The 19,959-nt window shown below is 66.7% G+C and carries 22 protein-coding genes; 3 read left to right on the top strand and 19 right to left on the bottom strand.

Annotated elements, in window-relative coordinates; translation table 11 throughout:
• Positions 1 to 61 precede the first annotated feature (61 nt).
• From AB0J46_RS05955 to AB0J46_RS05890, 14 genes are all read right to left on the bottom strand, one after another.
• Positions 62 to 1,375 carry a hypothetical protein gene (locus tag AB0J46_RS05955; protein ID WP_364327037.1) on the bottom strand — a complete coding sequence of 438 codons (1,314 nt, stop codon included), beginning with the start codon at positions 1,373 to 1,375 and terminating at the stop codon, positions 62 to 64.
• Between the two features lie 38 nt (positions 1,376 to 1,413).
• On the bottom strand, positions 1,414 to 2,031 hold the full coding sequence (locus tag AB0J46_RS05950) for a hypothetical protein (RefSeq protein ID WP_364327034.1): 618 nt from the start codon (positions 2,029 to 2,031) through the stop codon (positions 1,414 to 1,416).
• A gap of 442 nt (positions 2,032 to 2,473) precedes the next feature.
• The gene (locus tag AB0J46_RS05945; protein WP_364327031.1) at positions 2,474 to 3,847 is read right to left on the bottom strand and encodes a tyrosine-type recombinase/integrase; all 1,374 of its coding nucleotides are present in this window, start codon (positions 3,845 to 3,847) and stop codon (positions 2,474 to 2,476) included.
• Positions 3,847 to 4,044, bottom strand: a complete 198-nt coding sequence (locus tag AB0J46_RS05940; RefSeq protein WP_364327028.1) for a helix-turn-helix domain-containing protein — start codon at positions 4,042 to 4,044, stop codon at positions 3,847 to 3,849. The genes AB0J46_RS05945 and AB0J46_RS05940 overlap by 1 nt, the downstream gene beginning before the upstream one ends.
• Positions 4,045 to 4,066: 22 nt before the next feature.
• Positions 4,067 to 5,620: a YfjI family protein gene (locus tag AB0J46_RS05935; protein WP_364327025.1), complete on the bottom strand. Its 1,554-nt coding sequence runs from the start codon at positions 5,618 to 5,620 to the stop codon at positions 4,067 to 4,069.
• A complete protein-coding gene (locus tag AB0J46_RS05930) occupies positions 5,617 to 6,513 on the bottom strand; it encodes a bifunctional DNA primase/polymerase (protein ID WP_364327022.1) in 897 nt (298 codons plus the stop codon). The genes AB0J46_RS05935 and AB0J46_RS05930 overlap by 4 nt, the downstream gene beginning before the upstream one ends.
• 32 nt (positions 6,514 to 6,545) lie before the next feature.
• A complete protein-coding gene (locus AB0J46_RS05925) occupies positions 6,546 to 6,764 on the bottom strand; it encodes a hypothetical protein (RefSeq protein ID WP_364327019.1) in 219 nt (72 codons plus the stop codon).
• A gap of 140 nt (positions 6,765 to 6,904) precedes the next feature.
• Positions 6,905 to 9,160: a cell division protein FtsK gene (locus AB0J46_RS05920; protein WP_364327016.1), complete on the bottom strand. Its 2,256-nt coding sequence runs from the start codon at positions 9,158 to 9,160 to the stop codon at positions 6,905 to 6,907.
• The gene (locus AB0J46_RS05915; RefSeq protein WP_364327013.1) at positions 9,157 to 9,522 is read right to left on the bottom strand and encodes a hypothetical protein; all 366 of its coding nucleotides are present in this window, start codon (positions 9,520 to 9,522) and stop codon (positions 9,157 to 9,159) included. Before AB0J46_RS05915 ends, AB0J46_RS05920 begins: the two co-directional genes overlap by 4 nt.
• Positions 9,522 to 10,502 (bottom strand): DUF2637 domain-containing protein, encoded by a 981-nt coding sequence (locus tag AB0J46_RS05910; protein WP_364327010.1) that lies wholly within the window; start codon positions 10,500 to 10,502, stop codon positions 9,522 to 9,524. Before AB0J46_RS05910 ends, AB0J46_RS05915 begins: the two co-directional genes overlap by 1 nt.
• Positions 10,499 to 10,693: a hypothetical protein gene (locus AB0J46_RS05905; protein WP_364327007.1), complete on the bottom strand. Its 195-nt coding sequence runs from the start codon at positions 10,691 to 10,693 to the stop codon at positions 10,499 to 10,501. The genes AB0J46_RS05910 and AB0J46_RS05905 overlap by 4 nt, the downstream gene beginning before the upstream one ends.
• Complete coding sequence (locus tag AB0J46_RS05900; protein ID WP_364327004.1) at positions 10,690 to 11,064, bottom strand: RRQRL motif-containing zinc-binding protein; 375 nt, start codon at positions 11,062 to 11,064, stop codon at positions 10,690 to 10,692. The genes AB0J46_RS05905 and AB0J46_RS05900 overlap by 4 nt, the downstream gene beginning before the upstream one ends.
• Positions 11,065 to 11,355, bottom strand: coding sequence for a WhiB family transcriptional regulator (locus AB0J46_RS05895; protein WP_364327001.1), 291 nt, complete (start codon positions 11,353 to 11,355; stop codon positions 11,065 to 11,067). It abuts the gene before it with no gap.
• 56 nt (positions 11,356 to 11,411) lie between these two features.
• Complete coding sequence (locus AB0J46_RS05890) at positions 11,412 to 11,579, bottom strand: hypothetical protein (RefSeq protein ID WP_357966596.1); 168 nt, start codon at positions 11,577 to 11,579, stop codon at positions 11,412 to 11,414.
• Between the two features lie 450 nt (positions 11,580 to 12,029).
• On the opposite strand from AB0J46_RS05890, the gene AB0J46_RS05885 reads away from it, so the two are divergent.
• Positions 12,030 to 13,277, top strand: coding sequence for a hypothetical protein (locus AB0J46_RS05885; protein ID WP_364326997.1), 1,248 nt, complete (start codon positions 12,030 to 12,032; stop codon positions 13,275 to 13,277).
• Between the two features lie 45 nt (positions 13,278 to 13,322).
• Here the strand turns inward: AB0J46_RS05885 and AB0J46_RS05880 are convergent, their stop codons facing one another.
• From AB0J46_RS05880 to AB0J46_RS05860, 5 genes are all read right to left on the bottom strand, one after another.
• Positions 13,323 to 13,904, bottom strand: a complete 582-nt coding sequence (locus AB0J46_RS05880) for a DinB family protein (RefSeq protein WP_364326994.1) — start codon at positions 13,902 to 13,904, stop codon at positions 13,323 to 13,325.
• A 42-nt stretch (positions 13,905 to 13,946) separates the two neighbouring features.
• A complete protein-coding gene (locus tag AB0J46_RS05875; protein ID WP_364326991.1) occupies positions 13,947 to 14,708 on the bottom strand; it encodes a hypothetical protein in 762 nt (253 codons plus the stop codon).
• A 217-nt stretch (positions 14,709 to 14,925) separates the two neighbouring features.
• Entirely contained in the window at positions 14,926 to 15,834 is a 909-nt protein-coding gene (locus tag AB0J46_RS05870) for an aminoglycoside phosphotransferase family protein (RefSeq protein WP_364326988.1), read from the bottom strand.
• On the bottom strand, positions 15,831 to 16,520 hold the full coding sequence (locus tag AB0J46_RS05865; RefSeq protein ID WP_364326985.1) for a GntR family transcriptional regulator: 690 nt from the start codon (positions 16,518 to 16,520) through the stop codon (positions 15,831 to 15,833). Before AB0J46_RS05865 ends, AB0J46_RS05870 begins: the two co-directional genes overlap by 4 nt.
• A gap of 883 nt (positions 16,521 to 17,403) precedes the next feature.
• Entirely contained in the window at positions 17,404 to 17,802 is a 399-nt protein-coding gene (locus AB0J46_RS05860) for a hypothetical protein (protein ID WP_364326982.1), read from the bottom strand.
• A gap of 101 nt (positions 17,803 to 17,903) precedes the next feature.
• Here AB0J46_RS05860 and AB0J46_RS05855 point away from each other — a divergent pair, with 101 nt between their 5' ends.
• Both AB0J46_RS05855 and AB0J46_RS05850 read left to right on the top strand, forming a co-directional pair.
• A complete protein-coding gene (locus AB0J46_RS05855; RefSeq protein WP_364326979.1) occupies positions 17,904 to 19,160 on the top strand; it encodes a hypothetical protein in 1,257 nt (418 codons plus the stop codon).
• On the top strand, positions 19,157 to 19,789 hold the full coding sequence (locus AB0J46_RS05850; RefSeq protein ID WP_364326976.1) for a 2'-5' RNA ligase family protein: 633 nt from the start codon (positions 19,157 to 19,159) through the stop codon (positions 19,787 to 19,789). The genes AB0J46_RS05855 and AB0J46_RS05850 overlap by 4 nt, the downstream gene beginning before the upstream one ends.
• The last annotated feature ends 170 nt before the right edge of the window (positions 19,790 to 19,959 follow it).

Raw genomic sequence — 19,959 nt, 5'->3', positions numbered from 1 at the left:
CCAGCGTCTGCACATCCAGGAGGGAAGCCGGGTGCCTGCCGCGGTGGACTCTCGAACGTTCTCATCGCCGTCTCCACGAGAAGATGCTTGAAAGCAGTCTCTTGAGCCCGGGGAATACCAGGACGAGTCCCAGCGAGACAACCCCCGACAGTGCAACCGTTTTCCACAGTGACGGGTAGTCGTTGTCGGCCAGCCCTTGCCACATAGCAATCCCAACCGTGATGGGAAGGCCCACGGCTGTAAGCAATCCTAGGATCGCATTGGTAGTCTCGCTCGCTGCGGCCTGGACTTGGCGGGAGAACTCTCCGAGATCCCGTGTCAGCCGATCCATTTCCGCTTGCAGCCCGAATTGATCCTGGCAGGCAGCCAAAATCACGTCAATGGCTTCTCGTCGGCCAAAATGGGCAGACCAATAAGTACGGCGAAAGCTGAGAAGGTCCCGTTCCAGGCGGGCGACCTCGTCGCGCTTGGGTTCATGACGCCCGGTCCTAGCTACCGCACCACCGATCGCCTCAAGAAAGATCCGCTGCAAGCATGCGAGCGCGACGGCATCAGCGTAGAGGGTGCGCAAGTGGTAGGTAGTCCCGTCGTAGAAGTTGGTGGGTGTGTCACGGCCCGGGTCCCGGGTAGTACCGACCAGTGATAGACCTCTATGAGAAACGATGCCACGAACTTTCGACGACATGCGAATGCGCAAGGCGCGGAGGTCGTCGATATTCTCGGCGTCCGGCAGATATCGGGCGGAGTAGTAGAGACTCCAGAGCCACTGTTCCTCAAGTTGCCAATCGGCGTATTCCTGTCGAGGAAAAAGTCGTGGCAGCCGATTAGCCGCAGTGATCAGGGTGCATGCGAGAGCTTCACGCGTCGAGGCAGAGACGGTAGTCCCTTCGGGCAGTTGACGACTAATCCATTCTCGCTGCGCTCGTCCATGACTCGGATCGATGTTACAGGTTCTGTGGAGCGCCCTTGGAACCCTCTCGCCATTCTGAACGGGCAAGGTGCCGTGCAGCAACGCGACACCGTTCGCTTTTTGGCTGTCGACTCTGCCTGCTGCTCTGAGCGCGTCTGGCGTGAGTCGAACGACCTCCACTCCGGAAAGCACGAAGCCGGTCTTCGGCATGGCCAAGTCGCTGACTTCATGATGCCAGCGCACAGTGTTCGCCCAGAGAAGTGGCAACAGTCCATCGGAGGTATATGATCGACGACTTTCCGCCGTCGCGGCGAGTTCGTCGCGACGTCCGATCCGCCAGCGTAAGGCTAGAGGCCCCGCCTCAAACGGTTCCTTTGGCTCCGAAGGGATAAAGGCGGGCACTACTAGCACGACATCGCAGCGTGCTAGAGCCGGCATGTCGCGCCGGCCCAGCTTCTTCACCATCCCGGCCGCAGCTCGTATGGCCACCGGCAATCGCGCATTCACGTGATCTGCTGTAGCACGGATCGGATCAAAGCGTCACGCTCTGCGGGTGCAACACGCGTGAAGTCCTCTCGGGATGGGCCGCCGTCCCTCGCAATCAGCACCCGGGCGACGGGCTTGACATGCCTATCCCGTGCCACGAAGGTCACCGTTCCGGCCGCTGCGGCTACTCTGTGCAGTTCCGTCGGTTCCTGTGAGTATTGCTCGCCGCGGCTCAAGGTCACACGAGCCCGCACGACCGGCACTACAGCGGAGCCGCCGGCGGGCTCAAGCGCGAAGGTGGCGCCGTCTGAACTGTAAGTTGCTATGTGAGCGCCGCGCATATCGCTCATGCCGCTCACGCAGGGTTCGAGATTATATGTGGTGTTAACAAGGTGGCCTGCTAGAACAATCGAAGTAAATCCCCAGCGGTGATCGTGTATCTGCGAATCCGATGCAGGATTCTCCCATACGTGAAGAAATAACCTCCTTTTGTCAGCGCTCGCCGACAATGGAATTTTCGTGAATCCGTTGGGGTGGCGTATCGCGGGTGCTTGTGCGCTCTGACTGAGGGCGGCCTGCATGACGAAGCGAGCTTGGGCGAAATCGTCGTCAGTTCTGAGGCGCTCATACTTCATCGTGGATCCGTAGAGACGCGTGCTGGCTCATCTGGGCCAGACTCGCACCAATGCATGATTCCTCCTCATTGTTTTGACCGCGATGCCGAAACGGGATGCCGACCGTGTAGCGGTGCGTCGACTAATCGAATCGTTGCACAGCGTCGCTGACGTGCTAGTGCCAAGTTCAAATCATTGAGTGCGGCCACGCCAATTTCCCGGGACCCTGGTTCCAGGATTCGGTTGCTTATGGGCTGCGCGACGTCTGAGTAGACGCCGGGAAAAGTGGTGTACTTGTTTTGGTTGATCGAGGATTGGGAATCAAGAAACCGAGTGATCTTGTCTGATGAAATGGCCGTGTACTGTTCGCTGCCACGGTTGCTGCGGGCATAGATCAAGTCTCCAACGATGTGTGTGGCCCTGTCCAGAACGTATGAACACAACTTGTCGGCGCAACACGCGGTCACTTGGTGGCGTCCCATATGCGTCGCATTGCTTCGCCCTGCTGGCCGTGGATGCACTTGGCGTAGACGCGTAGCAAGACGTTGACGCTGTGGCCAGCCCATTCAGCAACTTGAGGCGCGGGAACGCCTGCGTTGAGCCAGGTGGAGACGCATGCGTGGCGTAGGTCGTAGGGGACAAGCATGAGAGGCGACATGGCCTCTGCCGGGGCGAACGCGTTAGTGCGTGCCTCGTGGAAGACTTTCAGGTAGGCACGATCCGTCATGAGGCCGCCTCGAGGGCCGATGAAAATGCGGTTGTCGGGGCCGGTGCCGAACTCGCGGATGTGCTCACGGAGCATCGCGCCGAGTTCTGGGTGGATGGGTACGGCGCGGGTCTCGCCGTCTGCTCGGTGCTTGAGTGCGCGGCGCTCGCGTACCTTGCCGCTGTTGGTCCATCGGCTGCCGGCGCGAGGTTCGGCGTGGGTGAGGCGCATCTCGCCCCAGCCCTTCTCGGGGAGGCTGATGAGGTGCTCCTGGCGTAGGTCGACTACCTCTTCCGGCCGGAGGGCGGCGAAGTACATGCAGCCGAAGAACGCCTTCATGCGCTGGCCTCGGGCGCCTTGGCGCTGGACGGCGGCCAGGAAACGTCGGGCCTGTTCGACGTTGATTACGACTCGTGGGTCAACGCCAGTAAGCGTGCGGGGCTTCGTCCACTTCACTGCCTTGAGTGGGTTGGAGGACAGGGCGCCGATCTCTACGGCGTACTCCATGGCGTTGTTCAGGCTCATGCGCTTGCGGTTCGCCGTGTTGGCGGCAGCGATCTTGCCGTCCCTGGTCTGGCTGATCCGGTCGAGCATGCCGCGTGTGAGGAGGGCGCCCTTGCCCGGTTCCTCGAAAGCTGTCATGGGCACTGTGTTGGCTTCGAGCCAGCGCAGTGTCGCTGCCAGCTCGGCCGGCGGCTCGGCGGGGCCCCGTAGGCGCTCGCTGTAGGCCCAGCGGAGGGCGGCGCGTTGTGTGTCGGTGTCTGGTGCGCCGTTCTGCTTGGTCAGGAGGGCCTCTGAGGCGTCGGTGAGGGCCTCCGCGATGCCGCGGCGGTGGTTCGGTGCGGCGTAGCGCCACTTGGCTTCGACGTAGGAGAGCGTGAAGGTGAACCACGTGAGGGCGGTCTCCTCGCGCTGCCAGGAGATGGGGCGTCCTGTGGCGACGCTGAAGGCCTCGCCTTGCCGGGCGGCGGTCATGAGCTGGGCGCGGAAGCTCTCGGCGTGGGCAAGGGTGCGGAAGGGCTCCTTCCACTCGCGACCGTCCACGATCCAGCGGACGGTGTGAGTGGTGACCCTGGTGCCCTTGTACGTCTTGATCGCCCAGAAGCGGACGCTGTAGGTGGTCTTCGACATCAGGCGACGTCCTCTCGCTCCTTGAGCCAGCGGTCGAGTTCGGAGCGGCGGATGCGTAGTTCGCGGTTGGCGAGGGTGATGCAGCGGGGGCCCTGTTTCTTGGCGCGCCAGTCGTAGAAGGTGGAGCGGGCGATCTTGAGTTCGGCGCAGACCTCGGCGACGGTGAGCTTTTCGTCGGTGCGGGTTGTTGTCTTCAAGGGCGGTTCCTTCTCAAGCTGCTTAGTGGTGGAGGCTTGCGTGGACGGCGTAGGCCGGTGATGGGCGGCGGCCCGGGCCGGTGCGGGGTGGTTCGGGCTCGCGGCGGATCCAGCCGAGTTGTTCGAGCAGGTCGAGGGCGGGTTCCAGCTCGGCCACCTTGCGGAAGCGGTTACGCGGTAGAGCGGTGAAGGCTTCCCGGACGGTGAAGCGCTGCGTGCCGGTGCGCTGCAGCCAGGCGTGCACGATGCGGGCGGCTTCGAGGTCGGGGTCGGCGCCCATGGCGTCGAAGGTGGCCAGGGCGTGGGCGATGAAGTACTGGCCGATGGTGATGGCGGCGTTGACGGTGTCGGCGGTGATCGGGTGGCGCCAGCCGTCTTCGACGCGGCCGGCCAGGTGGATGAGGCCGGCGATGCGCATGACGGCGCCGTCGAACTTGCCTGCCCAGTCGGTGATGTGGCCGAGGTCGCCGGAGTCTGGGCGCAGGCGGCGTTCGGTGCTTCGGCGGTGTTCGGTGAAGATCTCGGCGGCGTCGGGTGACAGGACGAGCTGGGCGGGATCGTGCCAGTCGTGCATGTCGATGGTCAGGCGTTGCAGGTTGGCGTCGTAGCGGGTGGCGATGTGGTCCGGGACGGTGGGTGCGTCGACGTTGCGGTAGCCGACGTTGCTTTTCGGGAGGCTGTAGAGGATGCGGCCGAGCAGGCCCTTGCCGCGGAAGCCGGGCATGGTGGCGATGTCGGAAACGATCTCGGGCTGGACGGCCAGGCCCATGGTAAGGACGGCTTGGTCGACGCGTTCGCTGCGGCCTCGGCGGTCGATGATGAGTGGGTCTCCGGCGTGGCCTTTGAGGAACAGGTCCAGGTTGGGTGTGCCGGAGTAGCGGCCGGCCAGGGTGGCGAAGATGCCGCCCTCAGCACTGAGAACGGCGAGGCGGCCTCCCTGCTCCACGAGGATGGTGGAGGCGGATTCGGGCGTGACGTCGTCGGCCATCAGTCGTGGTTTGACCGGAACCTTGATCTCTTCCACGGCCAGGGCGGCGCTCTGGGCCTCGGCGATTGCCTCGGCAGCGGACTCGCCGCGTGCCGAGCTGGCCGCGCGGGCGGCCTTCTCGGCGAGGTCCTCGGCCAGTCGGCGGGCGACTTCGGCCTCGGTGATCTGCGGACCGATGCGGCTGAGCAGGGCACGTTCAGCGTGGATGAGCGGGCTCGTCATGGCGCGGAACACGGCGGACTTGCGTGACCCGGGTGGCATGGCGACCAGGACGAACAGGTTCACCGGCTCGACCCATGAGCCGCGGACGTTGACCACTGCCCGTCCGCCGGCTGCGGTGGACAGTGCGGCCAGGGCGACGCAGCCTGCCAGGTCGAGTGGTGTCTGTGTCTCCTCTGCTACGGCGCTGACGTGGTCGGCGACCCAGTCGGGAAGGGCGTGGACTGGGAAGGGCGGGAGTTCGCCGCGCTGGCCGAGTGGCGCGGGCGACTCCCACGGCGCGGGTGCGTTGTGCAGTTCGGTGAGCTGCTTTGCGGCGCCGAGGTTGCTCAGGATGGTCTCGGCGGTGGGGCGTCCGTTGGTGGTCAAGCGGCTGCCCTCCTTGGTCGGCGTAGGCCGCTGTCGAGCCCGGAGCGGATGGTGTTGAACGCCTCGCGGAAGTCGAGCCCGATGGCCTCGGCTGCGTTGTGCAGGCAGGCTTCGGCGAGGTTGCGCGGGAGCAGGCTGGCCGTGATGAGCTGGCCCAGGGCGAATGCGGCGAGGTTGAGGGTGTCGTTGCGGGTGCCGGGGACGGCGTCCAAGACTCGTTCGACCTCGCCGCGCAGTGCCGCCAGGGCGTACCCGGCTGCCCGGTCCCCGCCGCAAGCGGCCAGCACTGCCCCCGCGGACGTGCTGGACGTGGGCGGCGGGGGAGAGCTGAGACGCTCGGTCAGCCAGGCTGGAAGCGTGGCCGGAGTCGGGTCGTGCAGGACGTCGTAGGAGCCGCTGCCGTCCCGCTGAGTGACGTGGCTGCCAGGGGCGACGACGTAGCCGCCGTGAGCCCGGGTGTCGATCTTCCAGCCGAGTCTGCCGGCGGTGTTGCGCAGGTCGGTGTCGGCCGGAGTGGTGAAGTAGAGGTGGGTGCCGCCGCGTCGGGTGCGGACTGTGAAGGTCTCCAGTGGCAGCGGTTGGCCGGCCTGCTCGCAGAGCGAGGCCAGGACGTCCGCACCGTCGTTGATGCCGGGCCGCGCCCAGTCGGGCGGCGGGTGCTCGTCGGGCTTTGGTACGTCCAGGTCGAGCACCACCAGGCTCGATGGGCCGCAGGCGATGCCGATGTTGAACGGGGCGCGGGCCCACATGTGGCGGATGAGGGCGGCGTCGGTGGTTGCGTGCTGCTCCCAGGCGGTGAATCCAGGCAGCGGGCGCTTGTCGTACGGGGTGAGTGGGAAGACGTGCCAGCCGCGGGCGGCAGCCGCCAGGGCGTAGCGGGTGAGGTCGCGCATGTGGGTCTCCTGAGAGGAGCAGGTGGGTGGCATCAGTGGGTGCCGTCGCGGTGGAGGCGGCGGGCGTAGAAGTAGAGCTGCCAGCCGAGGCGGGGGCGCTTGCCGGTGCCTTCGCAGGCGCGGCAGGTGCGGTTCTTGCCGCCGGGACGGCATCGGGTGCAGCGGCCCCAGGGCGACGCCAGGCACACGACGATGTAGCTGAGAGTGACGAACGGTAGGCAGGCTGCTAGAAGGGCGATGACGCTGGCCATGAGGGCCTCCGGGGCCGAATTCAGGGTTTTCGCAGGTCAGGCTCTAGGCGCTAGAGCCCAGATAGAACACGGTTTCGGGCTCTAGGGGAGCCTCTAGACCTAGAGGGATGCGCCTCTAGGTCTAGAGGCGATCGGGTGAGCTACGACGCCTTGCCCTTGTCACGCAGGGTGATAGCCGTGGTGAGGTCCTCGCGGGCGATGCCGATGCGGTTGGCACCCTTGCCGCCGCCCTCCGGGGCTCCCCACACCTGCATGGTGCGGACGCCGTACGGCTTGAGAGCGGTGGTGAGCTGGGCGGTCTTCGCCCCGCCTTCCAGGGCCGCCCATGCGCCGTAGATGTCCGGCCGGAGCTCGGCCAGGCGGTCCACGACGACCTCGTTCCAGACCTTAGCCTCGGACGGCGGGACCACAGAGAGGATGTCGGCCAGCAGGTCGAAGGTCGGCGCCGTTTGCTCGGGCGTCTCGCCGAGGGCGTAGCCGGTGAGCGTGCCTGCCGTCTTGCGCAGTGCGTAGGCGCGGTCGGCGATGAGCTGGGTTTCCGGGGTGTTGAGGTAGGCGGCCTTGACGACCTTGGGCATCGGAGTCGCGCCGACCAGGTAGCCGGTGCCGGCGTCCTTCTCCGGGACGAAGACGGTGGCGCGGATGCCGTTCTTATACGCCGAGGTGCCGAGGATCATGTCGTTCTCAAGCTGGCCGGCGACCCGCAGGCAGAAGCGGATGGAGACGTTCGCCGAGATGCCGGTGGGCAGGCTGTCGCGGTCCGGGCGCTGGGTGGCCAGGATCAGGACGACGCCCAGGGCGCGGCCGAGCTTGATGATGAACTCGGCGTCGTCGCCTGCCCTGTCGCCGTACTCGGGGTGGGCGAACAGGTTCTGGCACTCGTCGATGATGCAGACCAGCGGATGCAGTCCCAGCGAGCGCTTGTCGGCGATCTGCCGGGTGACGCGCTTGTCCGGGCACAGGTCCGCGGGCAGGGCCTTGAGCGCGGCCGAGCGGCGCATGACCTCCTTGCGCAGCAGGGTCAGGGAGTCGGCGGCGTAGGCGATGGCCTCGTCCTCTATGCCGGAGACGTAGCGGTGGCAGACCTTGTCGTACGGGTCCAGGTCGCCGGTGCCCTTGAGCTCGTGGAACCACGCCTCGACCGTGGGATCGAGCACGATCCCGGCGGCCAACTCGCGGATGGACGAGGTCTTGCCCTGGCCGGGCTGGGAGCCGATCAGCACGTTGTGCTGGATGAGCGGCACGGTGACCAAGCGGCCGCGCGGGTCGTTGCCGAACGGGATGCCCTTGAACACGTCGTGCGAGCCGGCCCGCTTGAGCGGAGACCGCACGATGGTCTTGGACAGGTCCTTGTCGCCCACCCACAGGATCAGCCGTCCCTCGTGGACGGACGGGTCGCCCTCCGGCCAGATGCAGCCGAGCGGGCGGCGCAGTGCGCCGGACAGTTGCTTCCGCCTGTCCAGGACGTCGGCCACGGTCACGCCGTACGGCAGGTCGATGTCGGCGCGCCAGCCGGGGCCGTCGCGGGTGATCGGGGCGACGAAACGGATGGCGTCCTTGGGGTTCTTGGACAGGGCCTGCGTGATGCCGGCAATCCCGAGCACGCTCAGCGCGCGGACCACGATGTCACTGGTCAGCTTCTCCACCTCGGACGCCATGACGGCCCGGTTGATCAGCGGCCGGTCGGCGGGCTTGCCGAGGAGGCCCAGCACGGCCATGGCCACGGCGAGCGCTCCCCAGCGGGCGGCGGACGGCTCGTTGGCCGCGACGATGGCCAGGACCAGCAGCGCGATCAGGATCGCCCCGGTGATCCAGACGCGCAGCCGCACACGTGAGTCTCGTTGCCTGCTCAGCTTCAGGTACCCCTCGTAGTCGGATTTGCGGACGGCCGCCACGCGTGCGGGCTCGCCCTCCAGGTCGAACGTCCACCGCGCCATGCCGTTCACGAGGCGGACGAAGCCGCGCGGCGCGCGGGCGGTCAGCCGTCCGGCGTAGAGCGGGGTGCGGAGGGTCTGGTAGCAGGCGACATGCAGGTAGTGGAGGCTCGTCCAGCGGATGGTCTCGACGGCCTCGGAGCGGGAGCGCAGCCACAGCGGGATGATCGGCTGTCGGGTGGTCGCCTTCCGTTCCAGGCTCGCCCGCCAGTCCGTCCGGGTCGGACCGGCGTGGTCCACTCGGACGGTCTCGCCGTCAAGGACCGGTCCGTCCGCGTCGTTCTGCGCGGGCTTCTTCGGCTCCGGTTGAGGGCGGTCGGAGTGGCGTCCGGACCGGGCGGCGTCGAGGTCGACGATGTCCGCCCCCTTGCCGTCCTGGCGCTCTGGGGTCGGTTCGTTGGACCGGTCTGGAGTGTCGTCCTCGTTCGGGTGGTGGTTGGGGTCGTCCGGTCGGTGAGTCATGATGAAGGCACCTCTGCTGCCTGATGGGTGGTGGGGTCCTGGGGCGCGGTCGTTGTCTTGGCGGATGAGGCCGCGCCCCACGTGACGGTCAGGGACGAGGTGCGGTCGGACCGCGATTCGTCCGGGCGGTCGGTGGGTCTGTGGTCAGCGGTCGGCGAGTGCGGTCCGTCCGCTTGGGCGATGTCGAGTTCGGTCGGCAGGGTCAGGGCGAGCAGTTCGGCCAGGAGCATGGCGGTGGTGGCCTGGTCGCGGTCGAAGAGGCGTCCGGGGTAGCCGGTGACGGTCCAACCGCCTGCTCCTAGTTCGGCGATGTTCAGGCACCGGTCGGAGCTGATGCGGGTGTCCGTGATGGTCAGGCTCATCAGGCGGCCTCACCTTTTGGTGCGGGGCCTTCCGCTTTGAGCTGGGCCAGGAGCGCGCCGGCGCGGTCGGTCGAGATGCTTTGGCCGCGGTTGCGGATGGCGTCGCGGAGGCGGTCACGGGTGAGGGGCTCGCCCTGTGAGATCAGGTCGGCGGCGATGTGCCGTCCTAGTGGCAGGAGGTCTCCTACGTTCGGTGGTGTCGTGTTCTGGGGCCGCTTGGGTCCACGGCCGTGTCGCCTTGGAGCAGCCGGCGGTAGAGCGGTGCTGGGAGCCTCCAGTTCCGGGAGTGTCGCGACCGGCAGTTGCATGTGCCTGGGCGTGAGTTCGCCGAGGCGGTACAGGGCTCGCTCACGGCGGGTGGCCTTCCACCGCCACAGCAGGCCGTACCGGTCCTGAAGCTCCGTGCGTGCCAGGATGCGTTCACGTTCCCTGCCGAGAGCCTCCGGGTAGCTGCGGATCTCCCAGAGCACCATGCGGCGCCAGAGGGAGACCGTCGCCAGCGGGGCGAGCAGCCAGCGTGAGCGGCGGATGCCGTCCATGTGGTCCGGCCTGGCCAGTTCGGCGTGCTTGCGGACGACGTGGGCGCCGACCTCGATGGCGATGACCCACAGGAGCGGCAGCAGAGCGTGGGCGACGACGGCGAACCAGTCCGTCCGTCCTGACACGGTGAGGTAGGCGGCCACGTTGAGGTAGACCGTCGCGGCGGTCAGGGCCCATGGGATGAATCGGAGCCAGCCCAGGCGCATGCCGAGGCGGGCAAGGACGATGTCGAGCGCCGAGAACGCCGCGATCCCCAGGTCGATGCCGAGTGGAACGGTCCAGGCGAACCATCCGAACGAGGGCTCGGCCGCCGTGGCGACGCGCTCGAAGCTGTTGACGAAGCCCAGGAGCCCGAGGGCGCCGGTGACGGCTGCGGTGGTGGAGATGGCGGTACGTTCGCCCTCGGTCAACGGCCGGGACGTGGCCTCATTGGCGGTCATCGTGTGTCCCTTCTTTCGGTGGTTCGTGGGCGGCGTTCGCGGGTGGGGCGTCCGCTGCGGCTCATGCCGCGCTTGCGGTCGGCCTCCAGCCATCCGTCGCGACCGGCTTCCGGCTGGTAGAAGCTCGGGAGCCTTTCGCCGTGGACGGTGACGCCGGGACGCCCGGAGGTGTCGAGGGTGCGGCGGCTCACGCGGCTGCCTCCTCGGCGCAGTCGAGGCACACGCCGAGGTGGCGCGGCAGCACGTAGCCGACGTCGATCAGGCACTCGGGGCACGTCCAGCTGGTCTTGAAGATGCCGGTACGTCGGCGCGGGCTCGGGGTGCGCTTCGGCAGGGCGAACCGCACGTCGTACAGGGAAACGGCCCGAACGCGAGGTGGGCCGGGACGCCGCCCGCGCCACAGGGCCTGGGCCTGTGCGCCTTGAGGGCCAGGACGCAGTCCCCGGGCGGCGAGCTGGTGGAGCGTGAGCAGGTGCGCCGGGACCAGGTGCCGTGGGTAGGTGGGAATTCCGTACCGGGCGCCGGACGGGTCCCAGAAGCGGGTGCGGATGCGGCTGGCCATTCAGGCCACCTCCATGTCTGCCAGGTCGGTGTTGTAGGTGGTCAGGGCGGCGGCCGGCAGGCCGGCCCAGATGCCCGAGGTCGGGCGGGTGCGCCTCGCGTACTGCTCGCACAGCGACAGGGCGGGGCAGGTGGCGCAGACCTCGCGGGCGACCGCCTCGCGGGCGGCGCGCTCCTCGGTGCTCTCGATGGTGAGCCGCGGGCCGGTGTGCAGCTCGGGGTCGTACGTGCACTCGGGGAGCGGTGTCCCGCCGTCGGTCTGCCAGGTGGCTTCGATCTCGGCGAGTGACATGCGGGCCGGATGGATAGGGCGGTTCGGGTTCTGAGTCACGGCGTCTCTTTCTGCGATCACTTGTTGACGGTGTGGACGAACCGGGCGAAGGACTCCGAAGCGCTCATGACCAGGTGGGCGGCGGCCTTGACGATGGTCGCCGCGCCCTCTGGGTCCTTCAGGGCGTAGAGCGCGGCGCAGATCGTCAGGACGGTCGGGAGCACTTTGCGCGGACGGATGAGCATGACGAGACCTCTCGGTTCGAGGACCTGTCGTGCAGGTCCTAAGAGACATAGAACATGTACAGCTACGGAGAGTCAAGTGTGAGGGACTGGTTGTGTTGGAGTCCCGCGGTGCTTGGCTCGCCCGCTCTTGCTGACTCAAGCCTTCCTCGCCGGGCGCCGCCCCAACACTGTGCTCATGATCGGGACTGAATGCACAGGGGGTGCTTTTTGGGGGTGATTCAAGCCCTGAGCAGGAGAAACGCGGGCCGGTATTTCTCGGGAAAGCGGGCGTTTAAGGCCGTGTTCGCGCCATGATTGCCGAGGCGTGCACATGTGGAGGTGAAGATGTCTCGAATGCCCAATGTGGGGCTTGCTGATGCGATGCGGCGTGCCGATTGTTCAAATTCTGGACTTGCTTCACGAGTGCGACAGATTGCGCAAGAAGAAGGCGTAACTCTGAGCTGTACGCATGTGGACGTCAAACGCTGGCTCGACGGGGTGAAGCCGCGGCCTGCCACCGCGCGCTTCATCGCGGAAGCACTCACCAGGAAGGCCGGGGTCACCTTCACGCTGGACGACATCGGGTTCGCCAGCGTCGTGACTCCGGAGACGCTGGAACGCACGCTGGCTCATGGCGGCGGCATCTCCGACGTGGGAAGCCGACTGCTGGGCCTGACGCGGCGCGACCTCGCAGACGATCCGGTGGCGCTTCAGTCGGTGGTCGTCCCGGACGCCTGGAACGAGTCCCTCATCGCGTGGCTGCTGTCGCGGCCGGAGCCGGTGCTGGTACGAGAGCACGCGCGGCCGTCTGTCGGCCCGTGGGACGTGCAGACCATTCGCGCCACCACAGAGCTGTTCGCGAGCATGGGTTTCCAATTCGGGGGCGGACATGCACGCTCCGCGCTCGTCCAGTATTACCACCGAGAAGTCGTTCCCATGCTCGACGGGAAATTCCAGGAGTCGGTAGGGCGGGCGTTGTACGCGGCGGCGGCCGAAATCACAGAGCTGGTCGCGTGGACGGCGTACGATCTCGGCCGACACGGGCTCGCGCAACGCTATTTCCTGCAAGGGCTGCGCCTCGCCCAGGTGTCCGGAGATCGCATGCTGGGTGGTCTGATCCTGGCCGACATGAGCCATCAGGCCAATTATCTGGGCCGATACGACCAGGCCATTCAACTCGCGCGTGCGGCGCAGGAGGGCTGCCGTAACGCGTCCACCGCGACGCCCATGGCCTTGTTCTTCGCCATGGAGGCCCGCGCGCACGCCGGGAACGGCGACGAGGCCGCCTGTGCGCGAGCCCTGCTTGAGGCGGAGAAATGGTTCGCCAAGCGCAACGTGGACGATGACCCCTCGTGGGTCGGGTACTTCGACGCCGCCGAACTGGCCAGCGAGGGCGCGCATTGTTACCGCGACCTTCGCAAGCCGTCCCGGGCGATGGAGTTCGTCGGCCAGGCGGTCGGGCTCTGCGATCCGATGTACGTGCGGACCCTGGCCTTCGACCGGCTGGTCCAGGCGGCGAGCTACGTGCACATGGGCGACCCGTCGCAGGCCGCGGCCGTCGCGCTGGAGGCCATCGACCTCGCCGGGCCGCTTAAGTCGGAGCGCTATCTCCGGTACATCCGAGACCTGCAAGCAGACCTGAACGCGTACGCGGACGATGGTTTGGTGGCGGAGTTCAACGCCGTCGTCGCCCGGAAGTATTCGTCGGAGAGCGATTAGTGCGGTGACCGCTAACGTTCAACGGGTTCAGTGACCTGCGGCCGGTCAGTCGTCGTTGACCAGCCACTGCCGTCCGTCGATCAGCTCCCGGACCGCGTCGAGTTGTCCGGCGTGCGTCGCAGTGTCGACGATCACGTGCATCAGCACTTCGCGCAAAGACCCCAGCCGCCATGACCCCGAACCGAACATCTTCGTCGGCCACCAGGCCAGCACGGCATCGATCGCCGTCGCCCCGATGACCATGTTCGACTGCTCGATCGTCCGCCGATACCGCGCGAGCACGTCCGCACCGGAGAACTCCTCGGGGACCTTCCAACCGAACTCGCCGACCACGAGCGTGTCGATGACCTGGCGATCGGCGGTCATCGCGCCGCGAAACCAAAGCGCCTCGGACCAGGTCAAATGGTGCACCAGGTCGCGGGGCGACCAACCGGACGGCAGCACCACCTGGCGTAGTTGCTCCTCGTCAAGGCCGTCCAGGATGCCCAGGACGTGCTTGCGCTGCGAGTCCAGGTAACCGACCAGTGTTTCGCGCTCCACGGCCTTGCCCTCCCCACGATATTTGCCGACGTCAGACCCTACAACAACGAGATCGGCAACCGCGTGGATCAACGTGAGCGCGGTCAAGCCGGTGCGTTGTCCACCCGGTGAACGTTCATGGTCACCGCATTAGCTGTCGTACCCGTGGCGACGTGGCCCGCCGTATCTCCACAGGAGGTAACCGAGCGGCAGCACGAGCACCAGCAGCCGAGCAGGGGCATCGCGGAGGCCGTCGAACTGGAGTTGGTACAGCAGGCCGGCGCGCAGGGATTCGTCCCCGGTGAGGAGAGGGGCGAGGCCCACCAGCCCGTACACCACCAGGGCGTCCATGACGGTCGTCAACGCGCGCCGCCCAGAGATCGGCAGCGCGGGGGAGTTCGATGCGAGCAGCACCAGCAGGGCAGCCGCCAGCAGGCACAACTCCCAGAGTCCCCAGCCGCCGAACAGAGCCTCGAACCAGTCCGGGGTGAACATGGGCAGTGAGCCCGAGCAGATGCCGTCCCCCTGGTAGTCGGCCGAGAGCGGCCGAGCGAGCGCGATCAGCGCCAGCACCCAGGCAGCACGCGGTCCCGCCGTCGCCGAATGCCGCCGCATCAGGGCGACCAGCACGGCCAGCAGGGGCACGGCCCAGGTCGTCGCGAGTTCGGTGAGGGTGGCGAGGTCGTCGCGCAGCGGTAGGAACGGCGAGTGGTCTACCGCGTCGTACGGACGTACGCAGCTCAGAACGCCCTCGGTGAAGCCCTCGAAGTGCATTTGCGCGAGGTACTGCTCGGGCACGTCGGCGGCCGTGAACAGGGAGGACCAGTCGAACCTGGTCTTCCAGGTATCCCAGGTGGGGTAGGCCGCAGCGGCGAGGGCCGCCATCCAGGCTAACGGGGCGGAAGGTGACACGTCAGAGGCTCCTTTTGCTTCTGGCGCACCCTATCGGTGATCTTGAGCGACGAGAGCTGTGGCTGTTGGAGAGGGGCATTCCGTCCCTGCGACTGACAGCCGTCACAACATGTCGGATACGGCACGTGAGCCGCAGACACCGACCTTAACTTTCGAGCAGGTGGCACCCGTACTGTGCTCCTGCAGGGCGGTCATCTCCCGGCCCAGGACATCGACCTTAGAAAGCACGCCAGCGGCGAGGTGCGTCGGGCTTCCGCAGCGAGTTCATGCGATTGCGGAACTCCCGGGCTATGGCCGCGTCTTCGTCGACGTTCTGCATGAGCCACGTCGTCATTTTCAGCTCATTGATGTCTCTGAGCACCGGGTAGCCTTCCCAGGCCAGAACATCGAATCCGTACCGCTCCGCGAACCGGTCATAGTCGATGCGCGTTCCCCAGCCGACCGTGTGCTCGATGGCGGTGACTGCGAGGTCCGTCTCCGGGGGGCCGAATGCGAAGCGCTCGAAGTCGATGAGCAGGACCCTTCCGTCGACGGTCCTGATGAGATTCTCGTTGTGCGCGTCCCCATGAACTGCGCACGGCGTGAGAGGGAAGGCCAGCTCGTCGTACGCGCTTTGCAGCTCGCGTCGGCGCGTCAGCAGGAAGTCTCGATCCTCGTCGGTGAGGACGGACGCCGCGTTGATGCGTTCGGAGACGCGGCTGAGGATGTCCATCGCCGGCAACTCCAGGTCGGCGGGGACGGCCAGGCCGTGGAGTTCGCGCAGGACGCCGGCCAGGTCGTCGAGGGTCGCGGACGAGCCGCTGTCGGGGATGAGGTGCCAGAGCGTTACCGGGTGGCCTCTGACGATGAGCGGTTGGTTGTGCGCCGTCGTTCTCGCCGCCGGTATCCCGGAGTCGTTTAGCCAGGCCGAGACGGCTACTTCCTTGTGTACGTCGTCCAGCACCTCGACGCTGCGCGCGATCCTCACGACCACCTGCTCGGCGGGGAGTGCGAACAGAGCGTTCTCGCCGAGGCGGATCAGGCGGGCGTCCTGGCTGGCCAGTCCTGTGCTCTCGCAGGTCTCGTGCAGGGTCGCCAGTGCTTCGGTGGTGGTGAAGGGGATCGAGGGCGTCTGGGATACGGTCACGTGTCACCTTCGGCTCGTGATTTGACGACGCGGCCCATGCCGGGCCTTTTCTCGATGACTCCTTCCGCTTCCAGCAGCGCGAAGGCGCGCCTGATGGTGATGCGACCGACGCCGCGCTCTTGGGCAAGTGCGTTCTCTCCGGGCAGGACGGACCCCACAGCGAGCTTGCCTGCGGAGATGTCCTGCCGGAACTCGGCGGCGACCGCGTCGGCTCGGGTTCGCGCGTGCTCGGGGCCGCCGACGAACCAGCCCTTGCCGTGGACGGCTGTGATGAGCCGTTCGCCGGCCAGGAGTTGCAGCGCCTGGCGGGCCGTGCCCTTCGACACCCCGAACTCCTCCGCTGTTGCGGCCTCTCCGGGCAATTGCTGGCCAGGCACCAGCTCGCCGTTCTCGATGCGTCCTCGGAGCGTCTCGGCGATCGACTCGTACTGTGTTGTTGCTGCCCGCGAAGCTGTGGAATCCTCGCTCTTCACGCGCCGGCCGCGGCCGGCCTCGCTGGCCACCAGCCCCGAGCGTTCCAGCTCGGCGACGGCCTGACGGACGGTTCCTCTTGCCACGCCGTACGTGCTGGCGAGGGTGGATTCGGAGGGCAGCATGGCACCGGCCGGCAGATCACCTTGGAGGATGCGATTGCGGATGTCCTCTGCAATTCGGACGTAGATACGGGCGTCCTTCGCCTTGCTCATCGCGCTCCCTCACCGAGGCACAGTGTCTCTAGGGTAGGGCGGGGGACATGGCCACTGGCGAAGCTTCGCGGACCATGTCCCTCTTGGTCTTTCCCTACGCGCGGGGAGGGGGCGCCGTACGGAACCACCTTGTTCATGTTGGTGGGTAGGCGTCGATCTTGTTGGGCCTGCCGCGCAAACCGCAGAACCCTCTATCCCAGAGTTCAAGCCAATGCCCCCTCGCTGGCCATCGCGGCCACGGCGGCTCGCACTTTGCCGCGGAACACCGCAGATTGGATCAGCCCTCTTGTTCCAAGGGAGTTGCTCTGGTGGCGGTTCACGTGGTCTTCCCCGGAAGCGCCCGGCCACGCTGCTTGGGACGCGCAGCCATCCGAGCCCGAGCCTTCCGCTTGTGCTCGTCCTCGTGAAGGATGAGCAGCGCCTCCCAGACGGACCGCGCCTGCCGGTACAACTCTCTGGCCGTCTCCTCGTACTGGCCTGTAGAGGTGCGCCGGAGGATCAGGAACTGTCCGCCCTGGCATGCCCACTCAAGGGCACCGCAACATGAGGTCTCCGTGATCCGGATGCGATCCCTCGGAGGGCGCAGGTACGGCTCCCACGCAGGTACGGGTTCGTCAGGCGGCTGGGTCATGCTCCGGTCCCCCTGCGCCGTACTGCCTCACGTACCGGTAGACCTTGCGACGGCTCCGCTGCCAGGTGCACTTGTAGGCGAGCTGCAGAGGTGAGTCAGCGACCAGCTCCCGCTGGACGCCGTAAGCGACTTCGTCGGCCGTCAGCTTGGGCAGCGGCCTCGCATGCCATAGACCCGCGTTGTCGCACCAGACGTAGAAGCGCCTGAACGCACCTCGCAGATCAAGCTCACATGCCTGCTCAAGCGTCGACGTCATGCCGGCCGCCCCTGCAGTTGACGAGCCGGATGGATGTGCGGAGGTCCTGCAGCGTTCTCGACGTTGCCGATCAGTGTCGATTGCCAGGCCAAGGCCGCCGCGAGCGCGATTGCGTCCTCGCACCGGATGATGCGCATGACCCCCTCCGCCACCAACTCGACGGTCAGAGACCGGTTCGGTACGGCGGTCCACCACAGCCTCTCCGTGGAGTCGAGCTCCAGGGCGATGTCCCAGGCCGGATAGGTGCCGCGCAGTACGGAGAGCTGGCGGTCCCGCAAGTCCTGTATGAGCGCCGCCAATGCGGAGGCTTGGCGAACGCTTTGGGCAGTGGCCCTCAGCAGCTCGTCCAGCCCGGCTTTGGTGTCGGCGTCTAGGTGATTCGTGTCCCAGTACACGAATCCATCACAACGCTGAGTAACGACGCGTAGACAGATGTGATTGGGGGACACTGGGGGCGGCGACCGTGTCCCCCAACTCGGTGGTGAGGTGCGACGGCATGCTGGATCAGCCCAGAACTCCCCGGTGGGCCGAACGCATTCGTGATGAGCGACGTCAGCGCGGCTGGTCACAGAAGCAACTGGCCAGACACCTGTTCCAGGCAGCGGGCGAGGAGATCGCCTTGCCCGAGTTCGAGTCGGTGGTCCGCAGAATCAAAGACCACGAGGCGGGCAACAGCCGCCCGAAGGACCCCTACCCCTTGCTGTACTGCCGCGTATTCAGCATGGATGAGGCCGTCCTCTTCGACCGTGACGGCGAGCTGGTGGGCACACTGCCGACGAGCGGCGACCTGATCGAGCACACAGCCTGGATCGAGCAGACCAACGTCGGCAACAGCACCATCGCCATGATTGACGAGACCCGCTACCACCTGACGCAGCGCCACACCCAGACCGCCCCCGCGCCACTGCTCGCCGATGTGCTCCGCCTGCACCGGCGAGTGCTGGCGCTCCTGCGGGGTGGCAAGCAGCGGCTTAACCAGACACGTGAGCTGTACCGGATCGACGCCGAACTCCTCGCCCACGCCTGCATCCTGCTGGGCGACCTGTACGACGACGAAGCGGCCATCGTCCACGGTAGAGCCGCCCTCCTGTCCTCCCAAGAGGCCGGCGCGAGCGAGGCGGCGGCATTGAGCGCCCAGGCCAAGACCGAGCGGTGGCGATGCCGGTACGCCGTCTCTGCCAACGCGGCCAGACGCGGCTACGAATGCAGCCCGCCCACGCCCTTGCGGGTACTCCTCGCCAGCCAGGAAGCGAACGCCGCAAGCCTGCTCGGCGACTTCGACCGAGCCCGAGAAGCACTTCACCGAGCGGACGAGGCAGCCGGCTCCGTGGCCAGCGACTCCGGCGTGACACCTTGGTCGTGCCCAGCACCAAGGCGGGCACTGTACGCCCTGTCGGTGGCGCTCCAGGCCAGCGACCATGCCGCAGCACTGCAGGCGGCAGCGGCGGCCGACGACGCATGGGCCAACGGCGCTCCCTGGGTGGCCGGCACCTGGGCACAAGTCCGCTTCGGCGCTGGAATCGCGTACGTGATGATGGAGGACCTGGACGCCGCCGCCGAACAGGTGACGCCGGCCCTGTCCCTACCGCCCGAACACCGCCTGTCCACGATCACCAACTACCTGGTCCGGATGGATGCTCGATTGGCCGCCCCTCGGTTCCGCGGCTCGGATATGGTGACCACGCTGCGCGAACAGATCAAGACGTTCAACTCCGCCCGGGCTCTGCCCGCCCCTGTCGAGGAGGATGCGTGAGCCCGTTGCCAACGCGGATGGTGAACCGCTGGGAGAAGCGACGAGCGCTCATGCTGCCGTCAGGCCAGGGCCAGCTCTACTGGCATGTCCTCCTGGGAGAGGACCCCGAAGCGCAGGCCATCGTCCAAGAGGCTCACGACCGCCTGGCCGGCCTGCCCGGCCTCGATCTGGTGCCGCAGAAGTTCATCCACCTCACCACGTTGGTCGCCGGCTACTCACACGAGATCACCGATCATCAGGTGAACGTGATGGCTGAGGAGGCCACGACTCAACTCTCCCGGATCGCGCCCATCACTGTCTCGCTGGGGCGTGTGCTCTACCACCCGGAGGCGGTGGTCCTGGAGGCGCGGCCGGCGGACCGTCTTAGGCCCCTGTTGGAAGCAGCCAAGTTCGCCACACGGGCAGCCACCGGCCGTGACGGCTCTCTTGCTCATGCAGCCTGGGTACCGCACGTCACTGTTGCCTACAGCAGCGCTGATGGCCCAGCGGCTCCCATAATCGAAGCGCTCGGCAAGCAGCTTCCCGAGCGCCACATCACCATCAACAACATCCACATCGTGAACCAGGATGGGCCCGAGACGGTCTGGAACTGGCGTCCTCTGGCTCGAGTGCAGCTCGGTATCTCGTGAAGCGTCGGCATGGATGTGCGGCTGTCGAGTCCGAGCCATGGGCGTCCGCGTCACCTGTGGAATGCTTTTGCAGGATTCTGCGGCGTTCTGCTGGGCCGAGCGATGAGGCATCAGCAACTTCGTCGAACTGGGCCTGACCTGGAGTTGTGCCTTCATCCTCGGTTTTCGCG

The sequence above is a fragment of the Nonomuraea sp. NPDC049758 genome (genome assembly GCF_040674635.1).
In the GTDB taxonomy this organism is placed as follows: domain Bacteria; phylum Actinomycetota; class Actinomycetes; order Streptosporangiales; family Streptosporangiaceae; genus Nonomuraea.
The sequence above is the reverse complement of the archived record's forward strand: the minus strand, read 5'-3'. Positions and strand labels throughout refer to the sequence as shown.